General features: G+C 63.0%; 21 protein-coding genes. 4 read left to right on the top strand and 17 right to left on the bottom strand.

Going from position 1 to position 19602, the window contains the following annotated elements:
- Positions 1-232: 232 nt before the first annotated feature.
- From B3M58_RS13730 to B3M58_RS13785, 12 genes are all read right to left on the bottom strand, one after another.
- On the bottom strand, positions 233-1654 hold the full coding sequence (locus B3M58_RS13730) for a sensor domain-containing protein (RefSeq protein WP_414704089.1): 1422 nt from the start codon (positions 1652-1654) through the stop codon (positions 233-235).
- Positions 1655-1816: 162 nt separating this feature from the next.
- A complete protein-coding gene (gene tsaA, locus B3M58_RS13735; protein ID WP_296219885.1) occupies positions 1817-2509 on the bottom strand; it encodes a tRNA (N6-threonylcarbamoyladenosine(37)-N6)-methyltransferase TrmO in 693 nt (230 codons plus the stop codon).
- 68 nt (positions 2510-2577) lie between these two features.
- Positions 2578-3381, bottom strand: coding sequence for a DUF2182 domain-containing protein (locus B3M58_RS13740; protein WP_296219886.1), 804 nt, complete (start codon positions 3379-3381; stop codon positions 2578-2580).
- Positions 3382-3383: 2 nt separating this feature from the next.
- The gene (locus B3M58_RS13745) at positions 3384-4019 is read right to left on the bottom strand and encodes a DUF1326 domain-containing protein (RefSeq protein ID WP_296219888.1); all 636 of its coding nucleotides are present in this window, start codon (positions 4017-4019) and stop codon (positions 3384-3386) included.
- A gap of 118 nt (positions 4020-4137) precedes the next feature.
- Positions 4138-4908 (bottom strand): SDR family oxidoreductase, encoded by a 771-nt coding sequence (locus tag B3M58_RS13750; protein ID WP_296219890.1) that lies wholly within the window; start codon positions 4906-4908, stop codon positions 4138-4140.
- Between the two features lie 119 nt (positions 4909-5027).
- A complete protein-coding gene (locus B3M58_RS13755; RefSeq protein ID WP_296219891.1) occupies positions 5028-5489 on the bottom strand; it encodes a DUF1456 family protein in 462 nt (153 codons plus the stop codon).
- Between the two features lie 71 nt (positions 5490-5560).
- On the bottom strand, positions 5561-6271 hold the full coding sequence (locus tag B3M58_RS13760; RefSeq protein ID WP_296219893.1) for an rRNA pseudouridine synthase: 711 nt from the start codon (positions 6269-6271) through the stop codon (positions 5561-5563).
- Between the two features lie 502 nt (positions 6272-6773).
- The gene (locus B3M58_RS13765) at positions 6774-7475 is read right to left on the bottom strand and encodes an ABC transporter ATP-binding protein (protein WP_296219894.1); all 702 of its coding nucleotides are present in this window, start codon (positions 7473-7475) and stop codon (positions 6774-6776) included.
- Entirely contained in the window at positions 7475-8242 is a 768-nt protein-coding gene (gene livG, locus B3M58_RS13770; RefSeq protein WP_296219897.1) for a high-affinity branched-chain amino acid ABC transporter ATP-binding protein LivG, read from the bottom strand. Before livG ends, B3M58_RS13765 begins: the two co-directional genes overlap by 1 nt.
- Positions 8239-9507: a high-affinity branched-chain amino acid ABC transporter permease LivM gene (locus B3M58_RS13775; RefSeq protein WP_414704090.1), complete on the bottom strand. Its 1269-nt coding sequence runs from the start codon at positions 9505-9507 to the stop codon at positions 8239-8241. The genes livG and B3M58_RS13775 overlap by 4 nt, the downstream gene beginning before the upstream one ends.
- On the bottom strand, positions 9504-10427 hold the full coding sequence (gene livH / locus B3M58_RS13780; protein ID WP_296219899.1) for a high-affinity branched-chain amino acid ABC transporter permease LivH: 924 nt from the start codon (positions 10425-10427) through the stop codon (positions 9504-9506). Before livH ends, B3M58_RS13775 begins: the two co-directional genes overlap by 4 nt.
- 123 nt (positions 10428-10550) lie before the next feature.
- Positions 10551-11678: a branched-chain amino acid ABC transporter substrate-binding protein gene (locus tag B3M58_RS13785; protein WP_296219901.1), complete on the bottom strand. Its 1128-nt coding sequence runs from the start codon at positions 11676-11678 to the stop codon at positions 10551-10553.
- A gap of 299 nt (positions 11679-11977) precedes the next feature.
- Between B3M58_RS13785 and B3M58_RS13790 the strand changes: the two genes are divergently transcribed.
- Both B3M58_RS13790 and B3M58_RS13795 read left to right on the top strand, forming a co-directional pair.
- Complete coding sequence (locus B3M58_RS13790; RefSeq protein WP_296219903.1) at positions 11978-12295, top strand: DUF2288 domain-containing protein; 318 nt, start codon at positions 11978-11980, stop codon at positions 12293-12295.
- An 84-nt stretch (positions 12296-12379) separates the two neighbouring features.
- Complete coding sequence (locus B3M58_RS13795; protein WP_296219904.1) at positions 12380-12748, top strand: DUF5064 family protein; 369 nt, start codon at positions 12380-12382, stop codon at positions 12746-12748.
- A gap of 121 nt (positions 12749-12869) precedes the next feature.
- Here B3M58_RS13795 and phnE read toward each other — a convergent pair whose 3' ends face one another.
- From phnE to B3M58_RS13815, 4 genes are read right to left on the bottom strand one after another with little or no spacing between them, the layout of a single operon-like run.
- Positions 12870-13637: a phosphonate ABC transporter, permease protein PhnE gene (phnE, locus tag B3M58_RS13800; protein WP_296219905.1), complete on the bottom strand. Its 768-nt coding sequence runs from the start codon at positions 13635-13637 to the stop codon at positions 12870-12872.
- The gene (locus B3M58_RS13805; protein ID WP_296219907.1) at positions 13634-14461 is read right to left on the bottom strand and encodes a PhnE/PtxC family ABC transporter permease; all 828 of its coding nucleotides are present in this window, start codon (positions 14459-14461) and stop codon (positions 13634-13636) included. The genes phnE and B3M58_RS13805 overlap by 4 nt, the downstream gene beginning before the upstream one ends.
- Positions 14455-15258 carry a phosphonate ABC transporter ATP-binding protein gene (locus tag B3M58_RS13810; RefSeq protein ID WP_296219908.1) on the bottom strand — a complete coding sequence of 268 codons (804 nt, stop codon included), beginning with the start codon at positions 15256-15258 and terminating at the stop codon, positions 14455-14457. The genes B3M58_RS13805 and B3M58_RS13810 overlap by 7 nt, the downstream gene beginning before the upstream one ends.
- A complete protein-coding gene (locus tag B3M58_RS13815) occupies positions 15255-16106 on the bottom strand; it encodes a putative selenate ABC transporter substrate-binding protein (RefSeq protein WP_296219909.1) in 852 nt (283 codons plus the stop codon). The genes B3M58_RS13810 and B3M58_RS13815 overlap by 4 nt, the downstream gene beginning before the upstream one ends.
- Before the next feature lie 141 nt (positions 16107-16247).
- Between B3M58_RS13815 and B3M58_RS13820 the strand changes: the two genes are divergently transcribed.
- Both B3M58_RS13820 and B3M58_RS13825 read left to right on the top strand, forming a co-directional pair.
- Positions 16248-17138 carry an NAD(P)-dependent oxidoreductase gene (locus B3M58_RS13820; RefSeq protein ID WP_296219911.1) on the top strand — a complete coding sequence of 297 codons (891 nt, stop codon included), beginning with the start codon at positions 16248-16250 and terminating at the stop codon, positions 17136-17138.
- On the top strand, positions 17135-17929 hold the full coding sequence (locus tag B3M58_RS13825; RefSeq protein WP_296219913.1) for a hydroxypyruvate isomerase family protein: 795 nt from the start codon (positions 17135-17137) through the stop codon (positions 17927-17929). The genes B3M58_RS13820 and B3M58_RS13825 overlap by 4 nt, the downstream gene beginning before the upstream one ends.
- Before the next feature lie 67 nt (positions 17930-17996).
- Here the strand turns inward: B3M58_RS13825 and B3M58_RS13830 are convergent, their stop codons facing one another.
- The gene (locus B3M58_RS13830) at positions 17997-19592 is read right to left on the bottom strand and encodes a GGDEF domain-containing protein (protein ID WP_296219914.1); all 1596 of its coding nucleotides are present in this window, start codon (positions 19590-19592) and stop codon (positions 17997-17999) included.
- Positions 19593-19602 lie beyond the last annotated feature (10 nt).

The following is a 19602-nucleotide window of genomic DNA, read 5'->3' on the forward strand; positions in this document are numbered from 1 at the left end:
GGCTTTAGCCGCGAAAGATCTTCAGTTTTCAAAGATTTTCGCGGATAAATCTGCTCCCACAAAAGCACGGCTTCTCCTGCAACACGTCACTGGGACATAGCCTTTTTTATGTGGCGTCGCCGTTAACTGTCGTGGCAGCCCGTCAGCGTGCGCGGGCGGTTGCGCGGCTTCTGTCTGTTTAGCCGCAAAAACTGTCCGGCCGCTCCGATAACCGCCCGGCTTGCACGCGGCGTTACTCGATCTGCGGTTGCGCGTGCTTTTCCCCGTGCGCTTGCGGGGTGTCCTCATGCGCCGGGCGAGGCTCCTGGGCGAGCTGGAAACGGTTGCCGCCGCTTTTCTTCGCCAGGTACATGGCATTGTCAGCGTGGCTGAGTAACTGCTGCGCCTCGCTGCCATGCTGCGGATACAGCGCGATTCCGATGCTTGGCACAATTTGCGGTGTATGGCCTGCGAGGGCGAAGGGCTGATTGAGTGCCAGACGAATTTTTTCGGCGACGGCAATGGCGTGTTCCGGGTTATGAATGTTCTCCAGCAGCACGACGAACTCGTCGCCACTCAGGCGCGCGACCGTGTCGACCTCGCGCACGCAGGCGACGAGACGCTGCGCCACGCGTTGCAGCAGCATGTCGCCAATGGCGTGGCCGCAGGTGTCGTTGACCTGCTTGAACTTGTCCAGGTCGAGAAACAGCAGCGATAGAAGCGTTTGCTCGCGGTGCGCTCGGGCGAGTGCGGTGTGCAGGCGGTCATTGAACAGCGCGCGATTGGGCAGTTGGGTCAGCTGGTCGTATTGCGCCATGAACTGCAAGCGGATGAGCAACTGCTTGCGTTCGATGGCGGACGCCACCTGGGTCGAGACGAATTGCAGCAATTCTTTGTCTTGCTCGCAGTAGCGCTCGTGCTGCGAGTAACTCTTGAGAATCAAGGCCCCGCTGGTGCCCTGTTGTGACTGCAGCGGCACGCCGAGCCAATACAGCGGCTGCGCCTCGGCCGCCAGCACGGGTGCAGGTAGGCCAGCGCGCGATTCGGGGGTCAGCAGCAGGGTTTGGCCGCTGCGAATGATCTGTGTGCTGAGCGTGTCGGCCTTCAGGCTCAGCGGTGGCGGTACCGGCAGGCGCTGATCGACATGGTAAGGGAAGCTCAGTTCGTCCTTGCGCTCGTCGTAGAGGGCAATGGCGAAATTATCCGCCGGCAGCAGTTCGCCGATTATCTGGTGAATGCGTTGGTACAGTGTCGGCAGGTCTTCGGCGGCGTGCGCGGCTTCGGAAATCGCGTAGATCGCTGCCTGCATCGACTCGTTGCGTTTGCGCTCGGTGATGTCGTGCGCGACCGCGACCCGCAGTTGGTCGCCCTCGGACCAGCGTGCCGACCACATGATGTGGACAATTTGGCCGTCCTTGCGGACGTAGCGATTCTCGAAATGTGGCTTGAAATTGCCGAGCATGATGTCACGAGCTGCTTGCAGCGTTCGTTCGCGATCTTCCGGGAAAACCAGCTCGATCATCGGCTTGCCGAGCATTTCCTCGAGGCTGTAGCCGAAGATCCGTTCGCCGGCGGCACTGACAAATACAAAACGTCCCTCTTTGTCGACCACGCAAACGGCATCGAGTAGGAGATCCATGACGTTGCTTGCTGGGACGTAAGCGGGTGTCTTCATCGGATAACGCTACGTGGCTCGACAGCTAAACATGCCGGTAAAGGTGTATGGCGATGTGCTAGTAAGCGTGGCGCCTGCAACAACCTTAGCCGTTGCCCAGGGGCAGGCAAACAATACTTCACTTGCGTTACACCCACGTTCGCGCCGACGCAGTGAGAGGGTTCAGGCCACGACCACTTCCAGTACGCAAATCTTTGCCGGCTCAGGGTAATGCCAGCGTACATCAACGTCCCAGAAGCGCGCACCGTAGTGACGTTCGGGCAGCGGTTGCTGATAGGCCGGGCGCGGGTCTTGCGCCAGGCATTGTTCGATCAGCTCGACGAGGGGTTCTGCCAGGCGCAACCCATGGCTGTGAGCCTGGTTCAGCGCCTGCGCCTGCCATTCGACGGTAATCAGTTCCGGTGCACTGTCGGCGATGCGGTTGTAAGCGCCCGCCACGCTGTCGGCATAAGGCACGTAGGGTTTGATATCCAGCACTGGCGTGCCGTCCAGCAGGTCGATACCGGAGAGCCAGAGTTTGCCGGGTTCGAGCTTGTCCAGCTTGACCACCGATTGGCCGATGCCATTGGGCCGGTGAGTGGCGCGGGTGCTGAAGACGCCGACCAATTGATTGCCGCCCAGACGCGGCGGCCGTACCTTCAGCCGGGGTTTGTCTTCCAGGGCCTGATGAAACAGGAATAGCAGCCAGACGTGGCTGACCTGCTCCAGGCCATGCACCGCCTCGCCGTTATCGAACGGCGCGAGCAGTTCCAGTACGCCACGCGCGGCCGGCGCCAGCTGCGGCTGTCGGGGAATGGCGAATTTCTCCTTGAAACAGGAGCGAACGAAGCCGATAGGGGATACGGAGTAGGGCATGAGAGGGGGGATCGAGAGCGGCGAGGCAGCCATCTTACCCGCATCCGGCAGCAGCCTTAAGCGGCCTGTTAGGCCAGCAGCATGGCCAGGCCCGCGGCGATCAAGAGGAGACCGGTGATACGGCCGAGCCAGGGCCCTTGGGGCAGGATCTTCTCCAGCAGCACGTAGCCGCCGATCAGCGCCACCCACAGCAGGTTCATCACCCCGCCAACGAATAGCAGGCCCATCAACAGCCAGCAGCAGCCCAGGCAATACCGGCCGTGGGCCAGGCCCATGCGCCAGCCGCCGATAATTCCCGGGCGCCAGTGGCTCATAAGAAACTGCACCGGCCCGTGGCAATAGGCCAAACAGGCCGCCTTGCTCGGTAACCACTGGTAGACGCCGGCGCTCAGCAGCAGGGCCGCGCCGAGCCAGCGACTTTCGCTGCGCATCTGCGGGTTGAGCAGGGCCAGATGGTCCAGGCCCCATTGCAGGCCAGTGGCGAGCAGGCTGAAGCCGCTCCACACCAGCAGGTAGGCCAGACAGAACAGCAACAGCGCCAGGTGCCGCCGCGCGCCAGCGCTGTAGCGATGCAGCATATGTTGGTAGAGCAGGATCATCGGCAGGGCGCTGGGCAGCATCATGCCGACCATCATCACCGCCCACATGGCCAGCATCAGCAGGGCATCGCTGGCCGTCCAGGGCATCGGCATGCCGGCCATGGCGAGATCGGCCATGCCGCCGGGTAGCGCCATGGTCGCGGCCATGCGCAGCAATAGCCACCAGGCCAGCCCCGTCAGCGTCAGCAGGCAGAGCAGCAGTAACCACTGTTCGGCGCTGAGTGGCCAGTGTGGCAGGCGTTGGCGCGCCGGTTCGGCGGGTAGCTCGGGCACGCTCAGCGCACCACCCCTTGGCCGGTGAAGTGCAGGCGGGCGAAGTGGCCGTGACCCTGTTGTGAGGCGATCTTGATCGCGCCCTGGGTCTGGAAGTTGCCATTGCCCATCTGCGCCTCAGTGAACTCGAATCCGTTAGGCAATACCAGGCGCACTTCCTGGGGCGCACCGTCGACCGGGCTGCGGATCGGTTCACCGCTGGCCTCAAGCACGCCTGCGATATGCACGTGGGCCTCGCGCTTATCCACGTCCACGCGAAACGCTATGGGCACGAACTGCGGTTCGTGCATCTCGCTGATGGTGCTGGCGAATACCGAAAATACCGTGGCGCCGGGTTCAGTGTCCTCGCCCGAGAGGATGCGCAGCAGGGCCGCACGCTGCTCAGCGGTGGCTTTGTCCTCGATAAATACCTGGCAACGGCCGTTGCCTTGGTGGATCGCCTTGGGCCAGGCGAAGGTGGCGACCCAGCACAGGTCATCCAGGTTGACGGCCAGATGGTGGCCTTGCTCGATGCGCATCGCCACCACGGCTTCGCACTTGCCGTAGCTGGGCAGGGCGCTGAATTGGCAGGGGCAGCCCCAGTTGCAGTTGCAGGTAGCAAATTCGACGCCCTGCATGCGCCAGTCCGCCATGCTCATGGCTATCCTCCCCGCCGTGATTGCGGCCGAGGTGTGGTGGCCCCCACTCAATAACGCTAGCAGAGCAGGGGGTGCCGAGCGTGGCGCCAGACCAGCGGTGGCCGGTGCGCGCGGGGATTTAGAGGCTAAAGCCGCCGTCGATGGGAATAATGGTGCCGGTCATATATGCCCCTGCGGTGCTCGCCAGGCTGATCGCCAGGGCGGCCATTTCCTCGTCGCGGCCCCAGCGCTGCATCGGAATCAGCGCGGTATCCTCGGCCATCGCCGCGTCATCCTTGGAGATGTGCTGGGTCATCTTGCTTGGGAAGCGTCCCGGGGCGATGACGTTGACGTTGATGTGCTGGCTGACCAGTTCGCGCGCCAGCATGCGCGACAACTGGTGCAGGGCGGCTTTACTCGGGCCGTAGGCATAGGCGTCTTCGCCGTGGGACGTGATGCCGGCCACCGAGCCGATATTGATCACCCGTGCCGGGTTGGCGGCCGAGCCGGCCTTGCGCAGCAGCGGCAGCAACTGCTGGATGCAGCTGAACACTGCAGTCACGTTGAGCTGCATGACCTTTTCCCAGCCCTTGACCGGGTAACTTTCCAGCGGTGCGCCCCAGGTGGTGCCGGCATTGTTGACCAGGATATCCAGCTGGCCGATCTCGCCGGCCAACTGCTCGGCCAGCACCTGTACGCTTGCTTCGCTGGACAGGTTGGCGGCAATGCCGTGGCAAGTGCCGAAGGCCGACAGCTCTGCAGCGGTCTGTGCGCAGGCCTCGCCAGCGCGGGCACATACGTAGACCGTGGCGCCGGCTTCGACAAAGCCTTTGGCAATCATCTTGCCGATACCGCGCGTGCCGCCGGTGATCAGGGCGGTGCGGCCTTGCAGGGAGAAGTAAGGGTGCATGGCAAATCCTTTTCACGGGAGAGTGCCGCTACCCTAAACGTGCCTCTGGCTGATGGCAGGCATTATTGCAGTTGAGAATGCAGCGCCATGCGACGTCATGCTGCATTCTCAGGCGCGACTCAGCCGCGCACGCGCAGGGTCAGGCCCTTGAGGAAGTTGCGCAGGAATTGATCGCCGCAGGTGCGGTAGTTGCTGTGGCCGAACTTGCGGAACAGTGCGCTCATCTCGGGTTTGGACACCGGGCAGTCGACGCTTTGCATGATCGTGTGCATGTCGTCTTCTTTCAGTTCGAAGGCCACGCGCAGCTTCTTCAGCACCATGTTGTTGGTCACGGGCAGTTCGAAGGGTTGCGCCGGGCGGCTGTCGTCCTTGCCGCGCTTGAAGTACACCAGGCCGTCGAGAACGTGCGCCATCAGCTCGTCGTCACAGTCGACAAAGCCTTCCTCGTCGTCTTTCTTCAGCACTGCGCTGATTTCTGCTTCCGTGGTTGGTTTGCCGCTCAGTTGGACGATTTCGGCCATTTGCGCGTCGCTGACATCGAGCATGTAGCGCAGGCTGCGCAGAACATCGTTATTGAGCATGAGCGTATTCCTAAGAAAAATAGTGGTCGCTGCCGCGCGGGCGGCGATCAAAGAGAGTAAGGCGCGGTGTTTTAGAAGCGTTCTTTTGCGGCAAGAAAGCGCCATTGGCCCGGTTGTACTTTCGACATCGGCACACCGCCGATGCGGATACGCTTCATGCCGAGCACCTTGAGGCCGACACTGTTGCACATGAAGACGATCTGCCCTGGCTGCGGGTTCTTCAGGGCAAAGCGCAAGCGGGTTTCGTTCTGCCAACTGACTTTGCACGGTGGCAGCGCCGAGCCATTGAAGCTCAGGCCGTGGTTCAGGCGTTTCAGCTCGTTGCTGGACAGTTCGCCGATGACCTCGACCACATATTCCTGCTCCAGCTTGCTCAGGTCTTCCTTGAGTTTGCGTTCGATGCGCCAGTCCTGGGTCAGCACATGCAGGCCGTCGGCCCCAGCCTGCAAGGGGATGCAGGGCGTCAGGCGGTCGAAATGGCTCTTCAATGGGCGAATGCCGCTGCTGTCGTCCGGCCACTGGCTGGCGGCGGCAATGGCTTCGGCAACGCGATCCGCTGCGCGCCCGGAGGGCACGTGCAAGAGCAGGGTGACGGGTTCCGCCGGAGTGAGTACGGCCTCGGGGTGAAGCGTGACACGCTGATCCTGCACTTTGAATTGCGGCTCTTCCACCACCTCGCCATCCACCGATACCCAGCCGCCTTCGATATACAGCTCGGCCTCGCGGCGCGAGCAGCCGACCAGTTCGATCAGGCGTTTGGACAGGCGGATGGGGTCGGTCATAAAAACGGTCATCGGCAAAAAAAGGGCGACCATTGTAACTGGCCAGGGCGTGCGTGCACGGATCATCGGGCGAACGGTGAAGATAAAAAACGCTATCCCCGTTATGTGTCGAGGCCAGCGGCGCGTTAATTAGGCGCATCGCCACCCCGGCTATCTGCTGGCGCAAAGTCAGTTGCGTCGTAACCCACCGATTTCCACGTGGTGGGTTACGTGGCGCACAAGTTCCGCCGGTGATTTATCCGCTCGGCTCGGCGCCCGCAACCCACTCAAGAAAGCCGGCGTGCACGGCGAATAGCCACATGTAAAAGGCTCTGTACCCGTTAACTGTTGATGCAGACCGCCGTCACGTGGGAGCGGCTTTAGCCGCGAAAGATCTTCAGTTTTCAAAGATTTTCGCGGATAAATCCGCTCCCACAACAGCGCGGATTCTCCTGCAACACGTCACTGGGACATAGCCATAAAAAAACCGCTCCGAAGAGCGGTTTCAGGACGGCCTTGCCGGTTAGCCGCCGAGGTAGGCGTCGCGTACCTTCGGGTCGCTCAGCAGCTCTTGCCCGCTGCCTTGCATGACGATCCGACCGTTCTCCAGTACATAGCCACGATCCGCCAGCTTGAGCGCCTGGTTGGCGTTCTGCTCGACCAGGAACACGGTCACGCCATCCTTGCGCAGCTGTTCGATGATGTCGAAGATCTGCTGGATGATGATCGGTGCCAGGCCCAGCGACGGCTCGTCGAGCAACAGCAGTTTGGGTTTGCTCATCAGCGCGCGGCCGATGGCGAGCATCTGCTGCTCGCCGCCCGACATGGTGCCGGCGCGTTGGGCGAAGCGTTCCTTCAGCCGTGGGAACAGGTGCAGGACCTTGTCCATCTGTTCCTGCATATCGGCCTTGGCGGTGAAGAAGCCGCCCATCACCAGGTTTTCTTCCACGGTCAGGCGTGAGAACACGCGGCGGCCCTCCGGCACCACGGCAATGCTCTTGCGCATGATGTCCGGGGTGTCCAGGCCGATCAGCTCTTCACCCTGGTAGCGGATGCTGCCGCTGGCCGCCTGCGGGTTGCCGCAGAGGGTCATCAACAGCGTCGACTTGCCGGCACCGTTGGCGCCGATCAGGGTGACGATTTCGCCTTGGCGCACTTCGACGTTGACGTCATGCAGCGCCTGGATCTTGCCGTAGAAGGTGGAAACGTTCTCGAAATACAGCATCACGCTTCCCCCAGGTAGGCTTTGATCACGTCCGGGTTTTCCCGGATCTGCGCCGGCGCACCGTCGGCCAGGGGCGTGCCCTGGTTGATCACATAGATATGGTCGGAGATGCTCATCACCAGCTTCATGTCATGCTCGATCAGCAACACGGTGACGCTGTGTTCGTCACGCAGCACGCGGATCAGCGCTTTCAGGTCGTCGGTTTCGCGTGGGTTGAGACCGGCCGCCGGTTCGTCGAGCATGAGAATGCGCGGACGGGTCATCATGCAGCGGGCGATTTCCAGGCGCCGCTGCTGGCCGTAGGCGAGGGTGCCGGCGGTGCGGTTGGCGAATTCGGTCAGGTTGACCTGGTCCAGCCAATGCGCGGCGTAATCCATCGCCTCGCGCTCGCTCCTGCGGAAGGCCGGGGTCTTCAGCAGGCCGGCGAGGAAGTTGGTGTTGAGGTGGCGATGCTGGGCGACCAGCAGGTTTTCCACCGCGGTCATTTCCTTGAACAGACGCACGTTCTGGAAGGTGCGCACCACGCCCTTGCGCGCGATCTTGTGGCCCGGCAGGCCCTCGATCTGCTCGCCGTCGAGGCGGATGCTGCCAGCGGTCGGCTGGTAGAACCCGGTCAGGCAGTTGAACACCGTGGTCTTGCCGGCGCCGTTCGGGCCGATCATCGACACCACCTGTTTCTCGTTAACCGTGAGGCCCACCCCGTTGACGGCCAGCAGGCCGCCGAAGCGCATGGACAGGCCGCTTACTTCTAGAATCGGGCGGCTCATCGTTTCAGCTCCAGGTGCGGACGCTGCATGGGCAACAGGCCCTGCGGACGCCAGATCATCATCAGCACCATCAAGGCACCGAACATCAGCATGCGGTACTCACTGAACTCACGCATCAGTTCCGGCAACAGGATCATCACCATCGCCGCGAGGATGATCCCCAGCTGCGAACCCATGCCACCCAGCACGACGATGGCGAGGATGATCGCCGACTCGATAAAGGTGAACGATTGCGGACTGACCAGGCCTTGTCGTGCGGCGAAGAAGCTGCCGGCGAACCCGGCGAAGGTGGCGCCCAGGGTGAAGGCCGAGAGTTTGATCACGGTGGGGTTCATGCCCAGCGCGCGGCAGGCGATTTCGTCTTCGCGCAGCGCTTCCCAGGCGCGGCCGATTGGCATGCGCAGCAGGCGGTTGATCACGAACAGGGTCAGCAGCACCAGCAGCAGGGCGATCAGGTAGAGGAAGATCACCTTGTTGATCGAGGCGTAGGCGACGCCGAAGTACTCGTGGAAGGTCTGCATGCCCTCGGCGGCCTTGCGGTCGAAGGACAGGCCGAACAGCGTCGGCTTGGGAATCGAGCCGATGCCGTTGGGTCCGCCGGTCAGCCAGGTCATGTTGTTCAGCAGGATGCGAATGATCTCGCCGAAACCCAACGTGACGATGGCCAGGTAGTCGCCGCGCAGGCGCAGCACCGGGAAGCCGAGGATAAAGCCGAAGAACGCCGCCATCAGGCCGGCAATCGGCAGGCAGATCCAGAAGCTCAGGCCGAAGTAGAACGACAGCAGCGCATAGCTGTAGGCGCCGACGGCATAGAACGCCACGTAGCCGAGGTCGAGCAGGCCCGCCAGGCCGACCACGATGTTCAGGCCGAGGCCGAGCATCACGTAGATCAGGACCAACGTGGCGATGTCCACTGCACCACGGCTGCCGAAGAACGGCCAGGCCAATGCGACGATGATCAGGCCAAGGATGATCCAGCGCTGGGTCGAAGGCAGGGTGAGGAAATTGCTCGCCTTGCTCGGTACGCTGGGCAGCTTGGGCGCATGGCTCCAGGCTGCGCCCAACTGGCTGCGCAACAGTTGCCAGAAGAACATGGCGATGGCGCAGCCGGCGATGGTCCACAGAACGGCTGGGCTGGCGCCTTGCACTTCCAGCTTGATGCCCACGGTGGACAGCTTCAGGCCGAGCACCGGGTAGGCCACTGCCATCACCAGCAGGGCGCTGAAGACCGCAGTCTTGAGGTTTTTAGTGATTGCGAAACTCATACTTTCTCAACCTCCGGTCGGCCCAGAATGCCAGTCGGCCGGAACAGCAGCACCAGCACCAGCAGGGTGAATGCCACCACGTCTTTGTATTGGTCGCCGAAGATGTCGGCGCCGAAGGCTTCCGCCACACCCAGGACCAGACCGCCGAGTACGGCGCCGGGGATGCTGCCGATGCCGCCAAGCACCGCTGCGGTAAAGGCCTTGATGCCGGCGAGGAAACCCAGGTGGGGGTTGATCACGCCGTATTGCATGCCCAGCAGCACCGCAGCCACGGCGGCCAGGGTGGCGCCGATGACGAAAGTCAGGGCGATGATGTTGTTGGTGTTGATGCCCAGCAGGTTGGCCATCTTCAGGTCTTCGGCGCAGGCGCGGCAGGCACGGCCAAGACGCGAACGGGAGATGAAGAAGGTCAGGCCGATCATCACCAGGATGGTGACGATGAAGATCAGCACCTGCATGTAGGAGATCACCACGCCATTCATGGTGCTTTCACCGAACACGAAGTTGCCTGGCAGTGGATTGGGGATGGCCTTGTCCTTGGAGTCTTGAGACAGCAATACAAGGTTCTGTAGAAAGATCGACATACCGATTGCCGAGATCAGCGGAATCAAGCGGTTGCCGCCACGCAAGGGGCGATAAGCGACCCGTTCGATGCTGTAACCGAAGGCGCTGGCGACGATGATGCTGGCGGCGAAGGCCGCGACCATCATGAGCGGCAGGCTGTCCAGGCCGAACATGGCCAGGCCGGCGATGACGATGAAGGCTACGTACGAGCCAATCATGTAGACCTCGCCGTGGGCGAAGTTGATCATGCCAATGATGCCGTAGACCATGGTGTAGCCGATGGCGATCAGGGCATAGGTGCTGCCAACGGTCAGACCGTTAACCAGCTGTTGCAGGTAGTGATAAAGATCAGGCATTGCCTAACTCCTGGGTTGTCACGCAAGGCAGCGCTTGTGGCGCAGCGTGAAACCGGAATTCTTCTAATAAACAAAGCCCACTGCTGAGCAGTGGGCTTTGGGTTCAGGCGGGACGTACGCTTTTTAGTGCGTAGCGGCTTCGGTTTTGGTGCCGTCCTGGTGCCATTCGTAAACCACGAAGCTGAAGTCCTTCAGGTCACCTTTCTCGTCGAAGGCGAGGGGGCCGGTCGGGGTGTCGAAGGTGTTGGCGCGCAGGGCGCTGGCTACCTTGGCGGTATCGGTGTCGCCGGCTTTTTTGATGCCTTCGGCGATCACTTGCACGGCCGCGTAAGCCGGGAACACGAACGGACCGCTCGGGTCTTCGTTCTTGGCTTTGAACGCTTCGACCAGTGCCTGGTTCTTCGGATCTTGGTCGAAGGAGCGCGGCAGGGTGACCAGCAGGCCTTCGGAGGCTGGGCCGGCGATGGCCGAGATTTCCTTGTTGCCCACACCTTCTGGGCCCATGAACTTGACCTTCAGGCCTTTCTCCGCCGACTGACGCAGCAGCAGGCCGAGTTCCGGGTGGTAGCCGCCGTAGTAGACGAAGTCGACACCGGCTTGCTTGAGCTTGGCGATCATCGCGGAGAAGTCCTTGTCGCCGGCGTTGATGCCTTCGAACAGGGAGACTTTCACGCCTTTGCCTTCCAGGGTCTGCTTGACCGCGGTGGCGATGCCTTCACCGTACTGCTGCTTGTCGTGGATAACGGCGACGTTGCTCGGTTTGATGTGGTCGGCGATGTAGTTGCCGGCGGTCGGGCCTTGCAGGCTGTCCAGGCCGATGGTGCGGAACACCAGTTCGTAACCGCGTGCAGTGATGTCCGGGCTGGTGGACGCCGCGGTAACCATCAGGATGCCTTCGTCTTCGTAGATGTCGGACGCTGGCTGAGTGGAGCTGGAGCAGAGGTGGCCGACGACGAATTGCACTTCGTCGTTGACGATTTTGTTGGCTACGGCCACGGCTTGTTTCGGATCGCAGGCGTCGTCATAGACCACGCCTTCGAGCATCGCACCGTTGACCCCACCGGCTTTGTTGATTTGCTCGATGGCCATCTTGGCGCCGATGAATTGCATTTCACCGTACTGCGCGACAGCGCCGGTTACGGGGCCTGCCAGGCCGATCTTGATGGTGTCAGCCGCTACCGAGTAGCTGGCAACGCCGGCCATGGCCATGGCGGCAAACAGTTTGGAAATCTGCTTAGTAGCCTTGTTCATAGTGCTCCACTCTTATGTTTTTCGTTGTTGTAGTTCTGGCGGCCAAAGCTGCAGAACCGGGTTGAGTGCCCCGGTCATACCCCCGGCAATTGTACCGGTACAGTGTAGAGCGCTGGTTTGCGCCTTGAAAAGCCGGCTACTGGGGGCAAAACACCTGGGTGTCGCTTAATTGCAAGAAACGTATAGAAAAACGGCGTGCCTTAAAACTGTCCGGCAACGTCAGGCGAGCTTGTCTGCTAATTGCTCGGCGCTATCATGGTTGCCGCTGGAAAATCGGCTCATCCACAACAGGGCACACCATGACTGAACAACCTAGCACCCTCTATGCCAAGCTGCTTGGTGAAACGGCACCAATCAGTTGGCAAGAGCTGCAACCTTTCTTTGCCCGTGGCGCGTTGCTGTGGGTGGCGGGTGACCAGGACTTGATCGCGGTGGCGCAAGCCGTGGCTGAAAACGATCGGGACCAGGTGGCGACGTGGCTGACTCACGGGCAATTGAGTAAGGTCGACGATGCGCACGCCGAAGATCTGCTAGCCCGCGACCCGTCGTTATGGGCGGTGGTGGTGGCGCCTTGGGTGCTGGTGCAAGAGCGTGTGGCGGCGCCGGCAATGCACTGATCTGGCGCGTGCCTGGCTCGGCGAAGGGGCAGGCTAGACGGTTTGCGCTATGCTCGGAGGTGTCCTGCACAGGGGAGTACCATTATGTTCGAACCCGGCCATTTGCATCTCGGCAATCCCATTGCCAGCGCCGCGCAACCTGCCTTCAGCATCGATCTCTATTACGAGGTGCGCCACGATCCGGCCGAAGGCGCAATGTTGCACATGCGCATGGTCGGTGAGCTGGCCGGCAAGGCGTTTGAGGAATCTTTCGAGCTGCACCGCGATACGGCTTTCAACTTTGCCAGCGTCGCCACACGCATTGCGATGAAGCATGGGTTGCCGACCAACACCAGCCTGATCATGCGCAACCACCAGCAATACGACCAGATGTTCGAGGACATTCGCCGCAAGCTCGGCGCGCATGCCGGCGATCCGGTTGACCTCGATCACCTGGAGAAAGATGGTCTGTAGGCTGTGATTCGGCATGCCTGGTACGGCGGGTCGGCAGGCGCCATGGCGGCGTAGGGTGGACATGGCGAAGCTTTGTCCACCGAGCTTTGCGGCGGACAAGCCGCACTGCGGCATGTCCGCCCTAGGCGCTGACCCAGCGCTGACGCGCCCAACTGCTCAAGGCGTCGACCGCCACCACCAATAGCAGCATCGCCAGAATCACCGTCGCCGCCTGGGCTTCCTGGAACAGGCTGAGGTTGACGTAGAGCATCTGCCCCAAGCCGCCTGCGCCGACGAAACCCAGCACGCTGGCCATGCGGATATTGTTTTCCCAGCGGTACAGCGAATAGGCGACCAACTGTGGCCAGACCGCTGGCAGGGTGCCGTAGCAAAACGCAGTAAGGCGTCCGCCGCCGTTGAGACGAATCGCCTCGGCTGGCGCGGTTGGCGTGTTCTCCAGGGCTTCGGCAAACAGGCGGCCGAGCACGCCCGCCGTGTGCAGGGCAAGGGCCAGGGTGCCGGCATTCGGGCCGAGGCCGGCGGCCAGCACCACCAGCGCCGCCCACACCAACTCCGGTATGGCGCGCAGGGCATTGAGCAGCAAGCGTGAACCACTCAGCGCCAGCCAGCCGAAGCGTCCGGCGGCTGGCAACGCCAAGGCCAGGCCGAGCAGCGCCGCGAGCAGGGTGCCGATGGCCGACATGGCCAGGGTTTCCAGCGCGCCGCGGTAGATAGCATGCAGGTGAGGCGTGGAGACATCCGGGTTGAAGAAGCTGCTGGCGTAACCGCCCATTTGGCTCAGGCTGTCGCCGCCGACCAAGGCCGCCAAATCGATGCCCAGGTAGCTGAACGAGGCAATCACTGCCGCCAGTAACGCGAGCAGCAGCGCGTAGTTAAGCGCGCGGCTCATAGCAGGCGTGCCCGCAGTAAGCGGCTGAGCTGGTCGGCCAGTAGCACCAGGGCGAGGAAGGTCAGCAGCATGCTCGCCACTTCACCGCCGGCGAACATGCGCATCGACAGGTCGATCTGCTGACCCAGGCCGCCGGCGCCGACGAAGCCCATTACCACTGAGGCGCGGATTGCGCATTCCCAGCGATACACCGTGTAGGAGAGCATTTCCGCAGCGGCATTCGGCAGCACGCCGTAGGCGAAAGCGCTCAGGCGTGGGCTGCCGGCAACCAGCAAGGCGCGGCTCGGGCGTGGGTCGACCGATTCGAAGATTTCCGCATAAACCTTGCCGAGCATGCCGCTGTAGGTGATGGCGATGGCCAGTACCCCGGCGGTTGGGCCGAGGCCGACGGCGCGCACGAACAGCAGCGCCCAGACGATCTCCGGCACGCTGCGTAACACGATCAACAGGCCGCGCACCGGCCAGCGTAACGCTTGCGCCCACCAGGCCGGGCGGCCGGCAAGGTGCACCGCAGACAGCGACAGGGCGCGACTGGCCAGCAGCGCGCCGGGAATGGCGATCAGCAACGCCAACGCCATGCCGGCGGTAGCGATGGCCAGGGTTTCCAGGGTGGCACGGCCAAGCAGCCGGAGAAACTCGCGGTCATGCGCCAAGGGCCAGAAGTCGGCGAGGAAGCGCCCCATATTGGCCGCGTTGTCGGCGTCGGCCAGCACCGCCAGATCCAGCTCGCTGAGCGACAAGCCTGGCCACAACAGCAGCAGCGCCAGCGCGGTCAGTAGCAGGCGTGGCAGAGCGGCTGGGTCGCGTAATACCGGGTTCAGCATCGTGGGATGTGTACGCTGACAGGCGCCGCCGGCAGCGAAGCCGGCAAGGCTTGCAGCTGTTCATTGGCATACAGGCTGTCCAGCGCGCTGGGGCTGATCGCCGATGGCGGCAGGTCGAAGACGATACGGCCTTCACGCACGCCGATGATCCGTGGAAAGTGCGCGAGGGCCAGTTCCACTGCATGCAGGCTGGCCAGCAAGGTAATGCCGCGCGCGCTGGCTTCCTGGTTGAGCACGCTTAAGGTATGCCCGGCCAGCACCGGGTCCATGGCGGAGACCGGTTCGTCGGCGAGGATCAGCTCGGGCGCTTGATAGAGCACGCGGGCGATGCCGACGCGTTGTAACTGACCACCAGACAATTGATCGCAGCACTCGAAGAGTTTTTCCGCCAGGTCAAGGCGCGCCAAAGCGGCCTGGGCACCCGGCATATCGACCGGATGCAGCAAGTTGAGCAGGCTTTTGCCCAGCGACCACTGGCCGAGTTTGCCGGCCAGCACCGCCGTGATTACCCGTTGCCGAGGTGGCAACGGCGGCGCTTGGTGAATCAGGCCGATATGCGCGCGCAGCTGCTGGCGTTTGCGCGCACTGAGCTGCCAGGGCTGTTGTCCCAGTAGGCTCAGCTCACCGACGCTGGGCGCCAGGCTGGTGGCGAGCAGGCGCAGCAGGCTGGTCTTGCCGGCGCCCGACGGGCCGATGATGGCCACCCGCTCGCCGCGCTGGATAGTCAGGTCGATTTCGCTGAGCGCCACCTGGCCATTGGCGTGGGTCAGACCCACGCCATGCAGCCGCAGGCTCACTTCAACAGGCCGGCTGCGCGGGCTGCTTGCTCGATGCCTTGGTAGTTTTCCGGCTTGGTCTCGATGAAGCGAGTGGCCGCTTGCAGGTCGAGGATCGCCTTGTGTTGCGGGTTGGCCGGGTCGAGGGCGAGGAAGGCGGCCTTGATCTTGTCCCGCACGACCGGGTCGAGGTTGCCGCGCACGGTCCAGTTGTAATCGAAGTACGGCGCGGTGGTGGCGATCACCTTGACCTTGTCGGGGTCGACCTTGCCAGCGGCAACCAGCTTGTCCCACACCGAGGCGTTGAGCACGCCGCCGTCGGCTTTGCCGGCCTGCACCCAGGCGGCGGTGGCGTCATGCGCGCCGGAGTAGGCGATACGGCTGAAGAACTCTTCCGGCTTGATGCCGTCTTGCAGCATGAAATAACGCGGCATCAGGCTGCCGGAAGTAGACGATACCGAGCCGAAGGCGAAGGTCTTGCCTTTCAGGTCTTGCAGCGACTGCACGGCCGGGTCGGCGCTGATGATCTTGCTGGTGAACTTTTCGTCTTCGGCGCGCTGCACCAGGGGAATCGCGTTGCCGGTTTTCAGGCGCGTCTGGACGAAGGTGAAACCGCCCAGCCAGGCCATGTCGAGGCGGTCGGCGGCCAGCGATTCGACCACTGCGGCGTAATCGGCCACCGGGACGAATTCGACTTTCATGCCCAGTTGTTGTTCGAGGTAGGCCCCCAGCGGTTTGAACTTGCGCAGCAATTCGGTCGGCGCTTCATCGGGAATGGCCGAGACCCGCAGAACATCGGCGGCGTGGGCAAAGACGGCGGAAAAAGACAGGGCAAAGCCGGCGACGAGCGCCAGAGTGGGCTTGAGCATTTCGGGTTCTCCGGTTCAATAGCGGGGAAAGCCGGCGGAGTATAGTGAGGCGCTGGGTTCTTCGCAGCTTTCATTTTCAGCGGCCACAGCGCTGACACTGCGATTAAAATTGTCGTCTTTTGAGCCTTCTGGAGCTGCCGCATGACCGCCTCGCTGCCCGCAATCGCTTTCGCCGGTATCGGCCTGATGGGCCTGCCGATGACCCGCCGGCTGTTGGCCGCCGGCTATCCCCTAAGCATCTGGAACCGCTCGCCGGATAAGTGCCTGGCGTTGCTGGAGCAGGGCGCGCAACGCGTGCTGACGCCAGCCGAATTGTGCGCCGAGGCGGGCATCGTGATGCTTTGTCTGGCCAACACCGAGGTGGTGCGCGAGGTGGTCTTTGGCCCCGGCGGTATCGTCGAGGGCGGCAAGCCGGGGCAGCTGCTGGTGGACTTTTCCAGCCTGGAACCGGCGGCCACCCGCGAGATGGCCGCCGAACTGGAGCGCCGTACCGGCATGCGCTGGGTGGATGCGCCCGTGTCCGGCGGCACGCCCGGCGCCGAGGCGGGCACCCTGGCGATCATGGCCGGTGGCCGTGAGGAGGATGTCGAGCGGGCGCGGCCAATCCTCGCTCACCTTGGCCAGCGGCTGACGCGCATGGGCGAGGTCGGTGCCGGCCAGGTGACCAAGGTGTGCAACCAGATGATCGTCGCCTGCAACGCCCTGGTGATTGCCGAAGTTGTGGCCCTGGCGGAGCAGGCCGGTGTTGATGCCCGCCTGATCGCCCCAGCTTTGGCAGGCGGCTTCGCCGACTCGAAACCCTTGCAGATTCTCGCCCCGCAGATGGCCGCCAGTCAGTTCGAACCGATCAAGTGGCATGTGCGCACCCTGCTCAAGGATCTGGATACGGCGGCCAAGCTGTCCCGCGAGATCGGTTCGGCTACGCCGATCAGCGGCTTGGCGGCGCAGCTGATGCGCCTGCACGGCAGCCAGGGCAACCTCGAACGCGACCCGGCGACCCTGGTCGAGCTGTACCGCGAGGTCGAGCGATGAAGATCGCCGCCAACCTGTCGCTGCTGTTCACCGAGCAGCCACTGCACGCGCGCGTCGTCGCCGCGGCGGCCGCGGGTTTCGATGGTGTGGAAATCCAATTCCCCTATGAGCTGCCGGCGCTGCAATTGCAGGAGGCTTTGCAGCGCGCCGGTTTGCCGCTGGTGCTGATCAACCTGCCGGCCGGCGACCTGATGAGCGGCGGCGCCGGGCTGGCCGCGGTGCCGGCACGCCAGGCGGCATTCGACGCGGCGTTGCAGGAGGCGCTGACCTACGCCGCCATGGTGCGTCCGGCCTGCGTCAATGTATTGCCGGGGCGGCTGGCTGAGGGCGTGAGCCGTGAGCAGGCCCTCGCCACCCTGGTTGGCAATCTGCGCAAGACCGCCGAGGCGTTCGAATTACTCGGCATCCGCGTGCTGGTGGAGGCGATCAATCCGCTGGATATGCCGGGTTTTCTGATCAACACCCCGGCGCAGCTGGACGCTTTGCTGCGCGCGGTCGACCAGCGCAACTGCCTGGCCCAGTACGACCTGTACCACATGGCGCGGCAAGGCCTCGATCTGGTGACGGGGATTGAATTACTGCGCGGGCGTATTGGCCATGTGCAGGTTGCCGATTGCCCTGGCCGCGGTGCGCCAGGCAGCGGCCAGCTGGACTTTGCCGCGCCGTTGGCGGCTTTGCAACGCAGCGGTTATCGCGGTTGGCTGGGCGCCGAATACCGGCCGGGCGAGGCGGGAACGCTGGCTAGCCTGAGCTGGCTGGCCGACTGGCGCCAAGCTGGTGGCAGTTCGTAAAGTGGGGTTAGGCGCCCATTCGCCATGCGGATTATTTGTTCCATCCCGAGCGGCGTTGTAACCCACCCTACGCCTGCGGCAGGTGCTTGCCGGGGGTAAAACACTCGACGCGGTTGCGCCCCAGTTGCTTGGCGCGGTAGAGCATTTGGTCGGCCCGGTGCACCAGTTCGCGTAGGCTCTGGCCGGCCTGCCATTGCGCGACGCCAAAGCTGGCGCTGACGTCGATGCCCTCGGCCACGGGAGTCGCGGCGAGCAGGGCGCGCAGTTTTTCCGCGATAGCGCAGGCGTGATCGAGGTCGGTATGCGGCATGAGGATGATGAATTCCTCGCCGCCCCAGCGGCACAGGCTGTCCGAGTCGCGCAATTGTGCTTTGAGGCGGTGCGCCACTCCGCTCAAGACGGCGTCGCCAACCTCGTGGCCATGCTGGTCGTTGATCAGTTTGAAACGGTCGATGTCGAGGAATATCAGCGACAGCGGCAGGTCATAGCGTCCGGCGCGGTTGATTTCGTTGTTGGCCACCTCTTCGAATTTAAGCCGGGTCCATTGCCCGGTCAGGCGGTCGGTGTTGGCCAGGCGCTCCAGTTGCAGGTTGCTGCCGAGCAGTTCCTGCTCGGCTTGACGGCGGCGACCGATCTCCAGGCGCAGGCGTTGGCTCAGGTGGGCGAAGCGCAGGGCCACGGTGCCAACCAGCAGCAGGGCCAGGGCGGCACCGGCAAGTACCCGATAGAGCAGGCGGTGGTCGGTGCGGGCCTGGTGCCGGTAAATAAAACCGTCGAGGTTTACCGGCCCTTCGGCCATGCCCAGTTGTACGTAATTGCGCGCGATGGTCTGCCAGCGCCCCGGGTTCATGTGCCCGAGTTGCACCAGCTCGGGCATGATCAGTTTCTTCAGCTCTTCGGCCTCGAAGCGCAAATGCTCCAGGCTCTTGTTGGGTGCGTAACGCCGGTGTATCAGCTGCACGCTTTCCTCGATGTTATCCAGGGCGTACTGCCAGCCAACCAGGCTGGCCTGGATAAACGCCTCGACCTGCTCGGGGCGTTGTTGCAGCAGGGCTTCACGGGTGGTCAGCACGTCGTTGTAAAAGTTCACGCCGTATTCGCGCGGGTTGATCAGCCGGTAAGCAACCCGTTGCTGCTTCAGCCAGAACGGCTCGTTGGAGATATAGCCGTCGAAGGCATCGACTTTGCCGTCGACCAGGTCCTGCGGATTGAAGCTGGTTTGGCGCACATCCAGGCGATTGGGGTCAATGCCTTCGAGGGCCAGAGTGATGCGCAGCTCGGCGCTTTCCGGCGGCGGCATCAACATCACCCGTTTGCCGGCCAGGTCGAGCGGGGTGTAGATGTCCGAGTCGGCGCGCACGATCCACACGATCGGCGAGCTCTGCATGATCGCCGCCAACGCCACCACCGGTTTGCCGGCCATGCGCGCGATGACCACGCCGCTGTTGGCAATGGCGAAGTCGGCATCGCCAGCGAGCATGCTATCGATGGGTTTGGGGGTTCCCGGGCCACCTTCCAGGATCTGTATCTCCAGCCCGGCCTGCTGGTAATAGCCTTTTTCCAGGGCCATGTAGTAGCCGGCGAACTGGAACTGATGCAGCCAGCGCAATTGCAGGCGCAGCGTGTCGGCCGCCACGGCCTCGGCCAGACACAGCCACTGCACAATTAATAAC

This window comes from Pseudomonas sp. UBA2684, from assembly GCA_002354655.1.
Lineage (GTDB): Bacteria > Pseudomonadota > Gammaproteobacteria > Pseudomonadales > Pseudomonadaceae > Aquipseudomonas.

Bases quoted from the DNA above. Each gene is read 5' to 3' on its own strand.
- phnE (WP_296219905.1), bottom strand. From the start codon at position 13,637: ATGAGCCGCGCGCTTAACTACGCGCTGCTGCTCGCGTTACTGGCGGCA.
- B3M58_RS13820 (WP_296219911.1), top strand. From the start codon at position 16,248: ATGACCGCCTCGCTGCCCGCAATCGCTTTCGCCGGTATCGGCCTGATG.
- B3M58_RS13755 (WP_296219891.1), bottom strand. From the start codon at position 5,489: ATGCTCAATAACGATGTTCTGCGCAGCCTGCGCTACATGCTCGATGTC.
- B3M58_RS13805 (WP_296219907.1), bottom strand. From the start codon at position 14,461: ATGCTGAACCCGGTATTACGCGACCCAGCCGCTCTGCCACGCCTGCTA.
- B3M58_RS13815 (WP_296219909.1), bottom strand. From the start codon at position 16,106: ATGCTCAAGCCCACTCTGGCGCTCGTCGCCGGCTTTGCCCTGTCTTTT.
- B3M58_RS13795 (WP_296219904.1), top strand. From the start codon at position 12,380: ATGTTCGAACCCGGCCATTTGCATCTCGGCAATCCCATTGCCAGCGCC.
- B3M58_RS13750 (WP_296219890.1), bottom strand. From the start codon at position 4,908: ATGCACCCTTACTTCTCCCTGCAAGGCCGCACCGCCCTGATCACCGGC.
- B3M58_RS13785 (WP_296219901.1), bottom strand. From the start codon at position 11,678: ATGAACAAGGCTACTAAGCAGATTTCCAAACTGTTTGCCGCCATGGCC.
- B3M58_RS13790 (WP_296219903.1), top strand. From the start codon at position 11,978: ATGACTGAACAACCTAGCACCCTCTATGCCAAGCTGCTTGGTGAAACG.
- B3M58_RS13745 (WP_296219888.1), bottom strand. From the start codon at position 4,019: ATGAGCATGGCGGACTGGCGCATGCAGGGCGTCGAATTTGCTACCTGC.
- B3M58_RS13760 (WP_296219893.1), bottom strand. From the start codon at position 6,271: ATGACCGACCCCATCCGCCTGTCCAAACGCCTGATCGAACTGGTCGGC.
- B3M58_RS13775 (WP_414704090.1), bottom strand. From the start codon at position 9,507: ATGAGTTTCGCAATCACTAAAAACCTCAAGACTGCGGTCTTCAGCGCC.
- livH (WP_296219899.1), bottom strand. From the start codon at position 10,427: ATGCCTGATCTTTATCACTACCTGCAACAGCTGGTTAACGGTCTGACC.
- B3M58_RS13730 (WP_414704089.1), bottom strand. From the start codon at position 1,654: ATGAAGACACCCGCTTACGTCCCAGCAAGCAACGTCATGGATCTCCTA.
- livG (WP_296219897.1), bottom strand. From the start codon at position 8,242: ATGAGCCGCCCGATTCTAGAAGTAAGCGGCCTGTCCATGCGCTTCGGC.
- B3M58_RS13825 (WP_296219913.1), top strand. From the start codon at position 17,135: ATGAAGATCGCCGCCAACCTGTCGCTGCTGTTCACCGAGCAGCCACTG.
- tsaA (WP_296219885.1), bottom strand. From the start codon at position 2,509: ATGCCCTACTCCGTATCCCCTATCGGCTTCGTTCGCTCCTGTTTCAAG.
- B3M58_RS13765 (WP_296219894.1), bottom strand. From the start codon at position 7,475: ATGCTGTATTTCGAGAACGTTTCCACCTTCTACGGCAAGATCCAGGCG.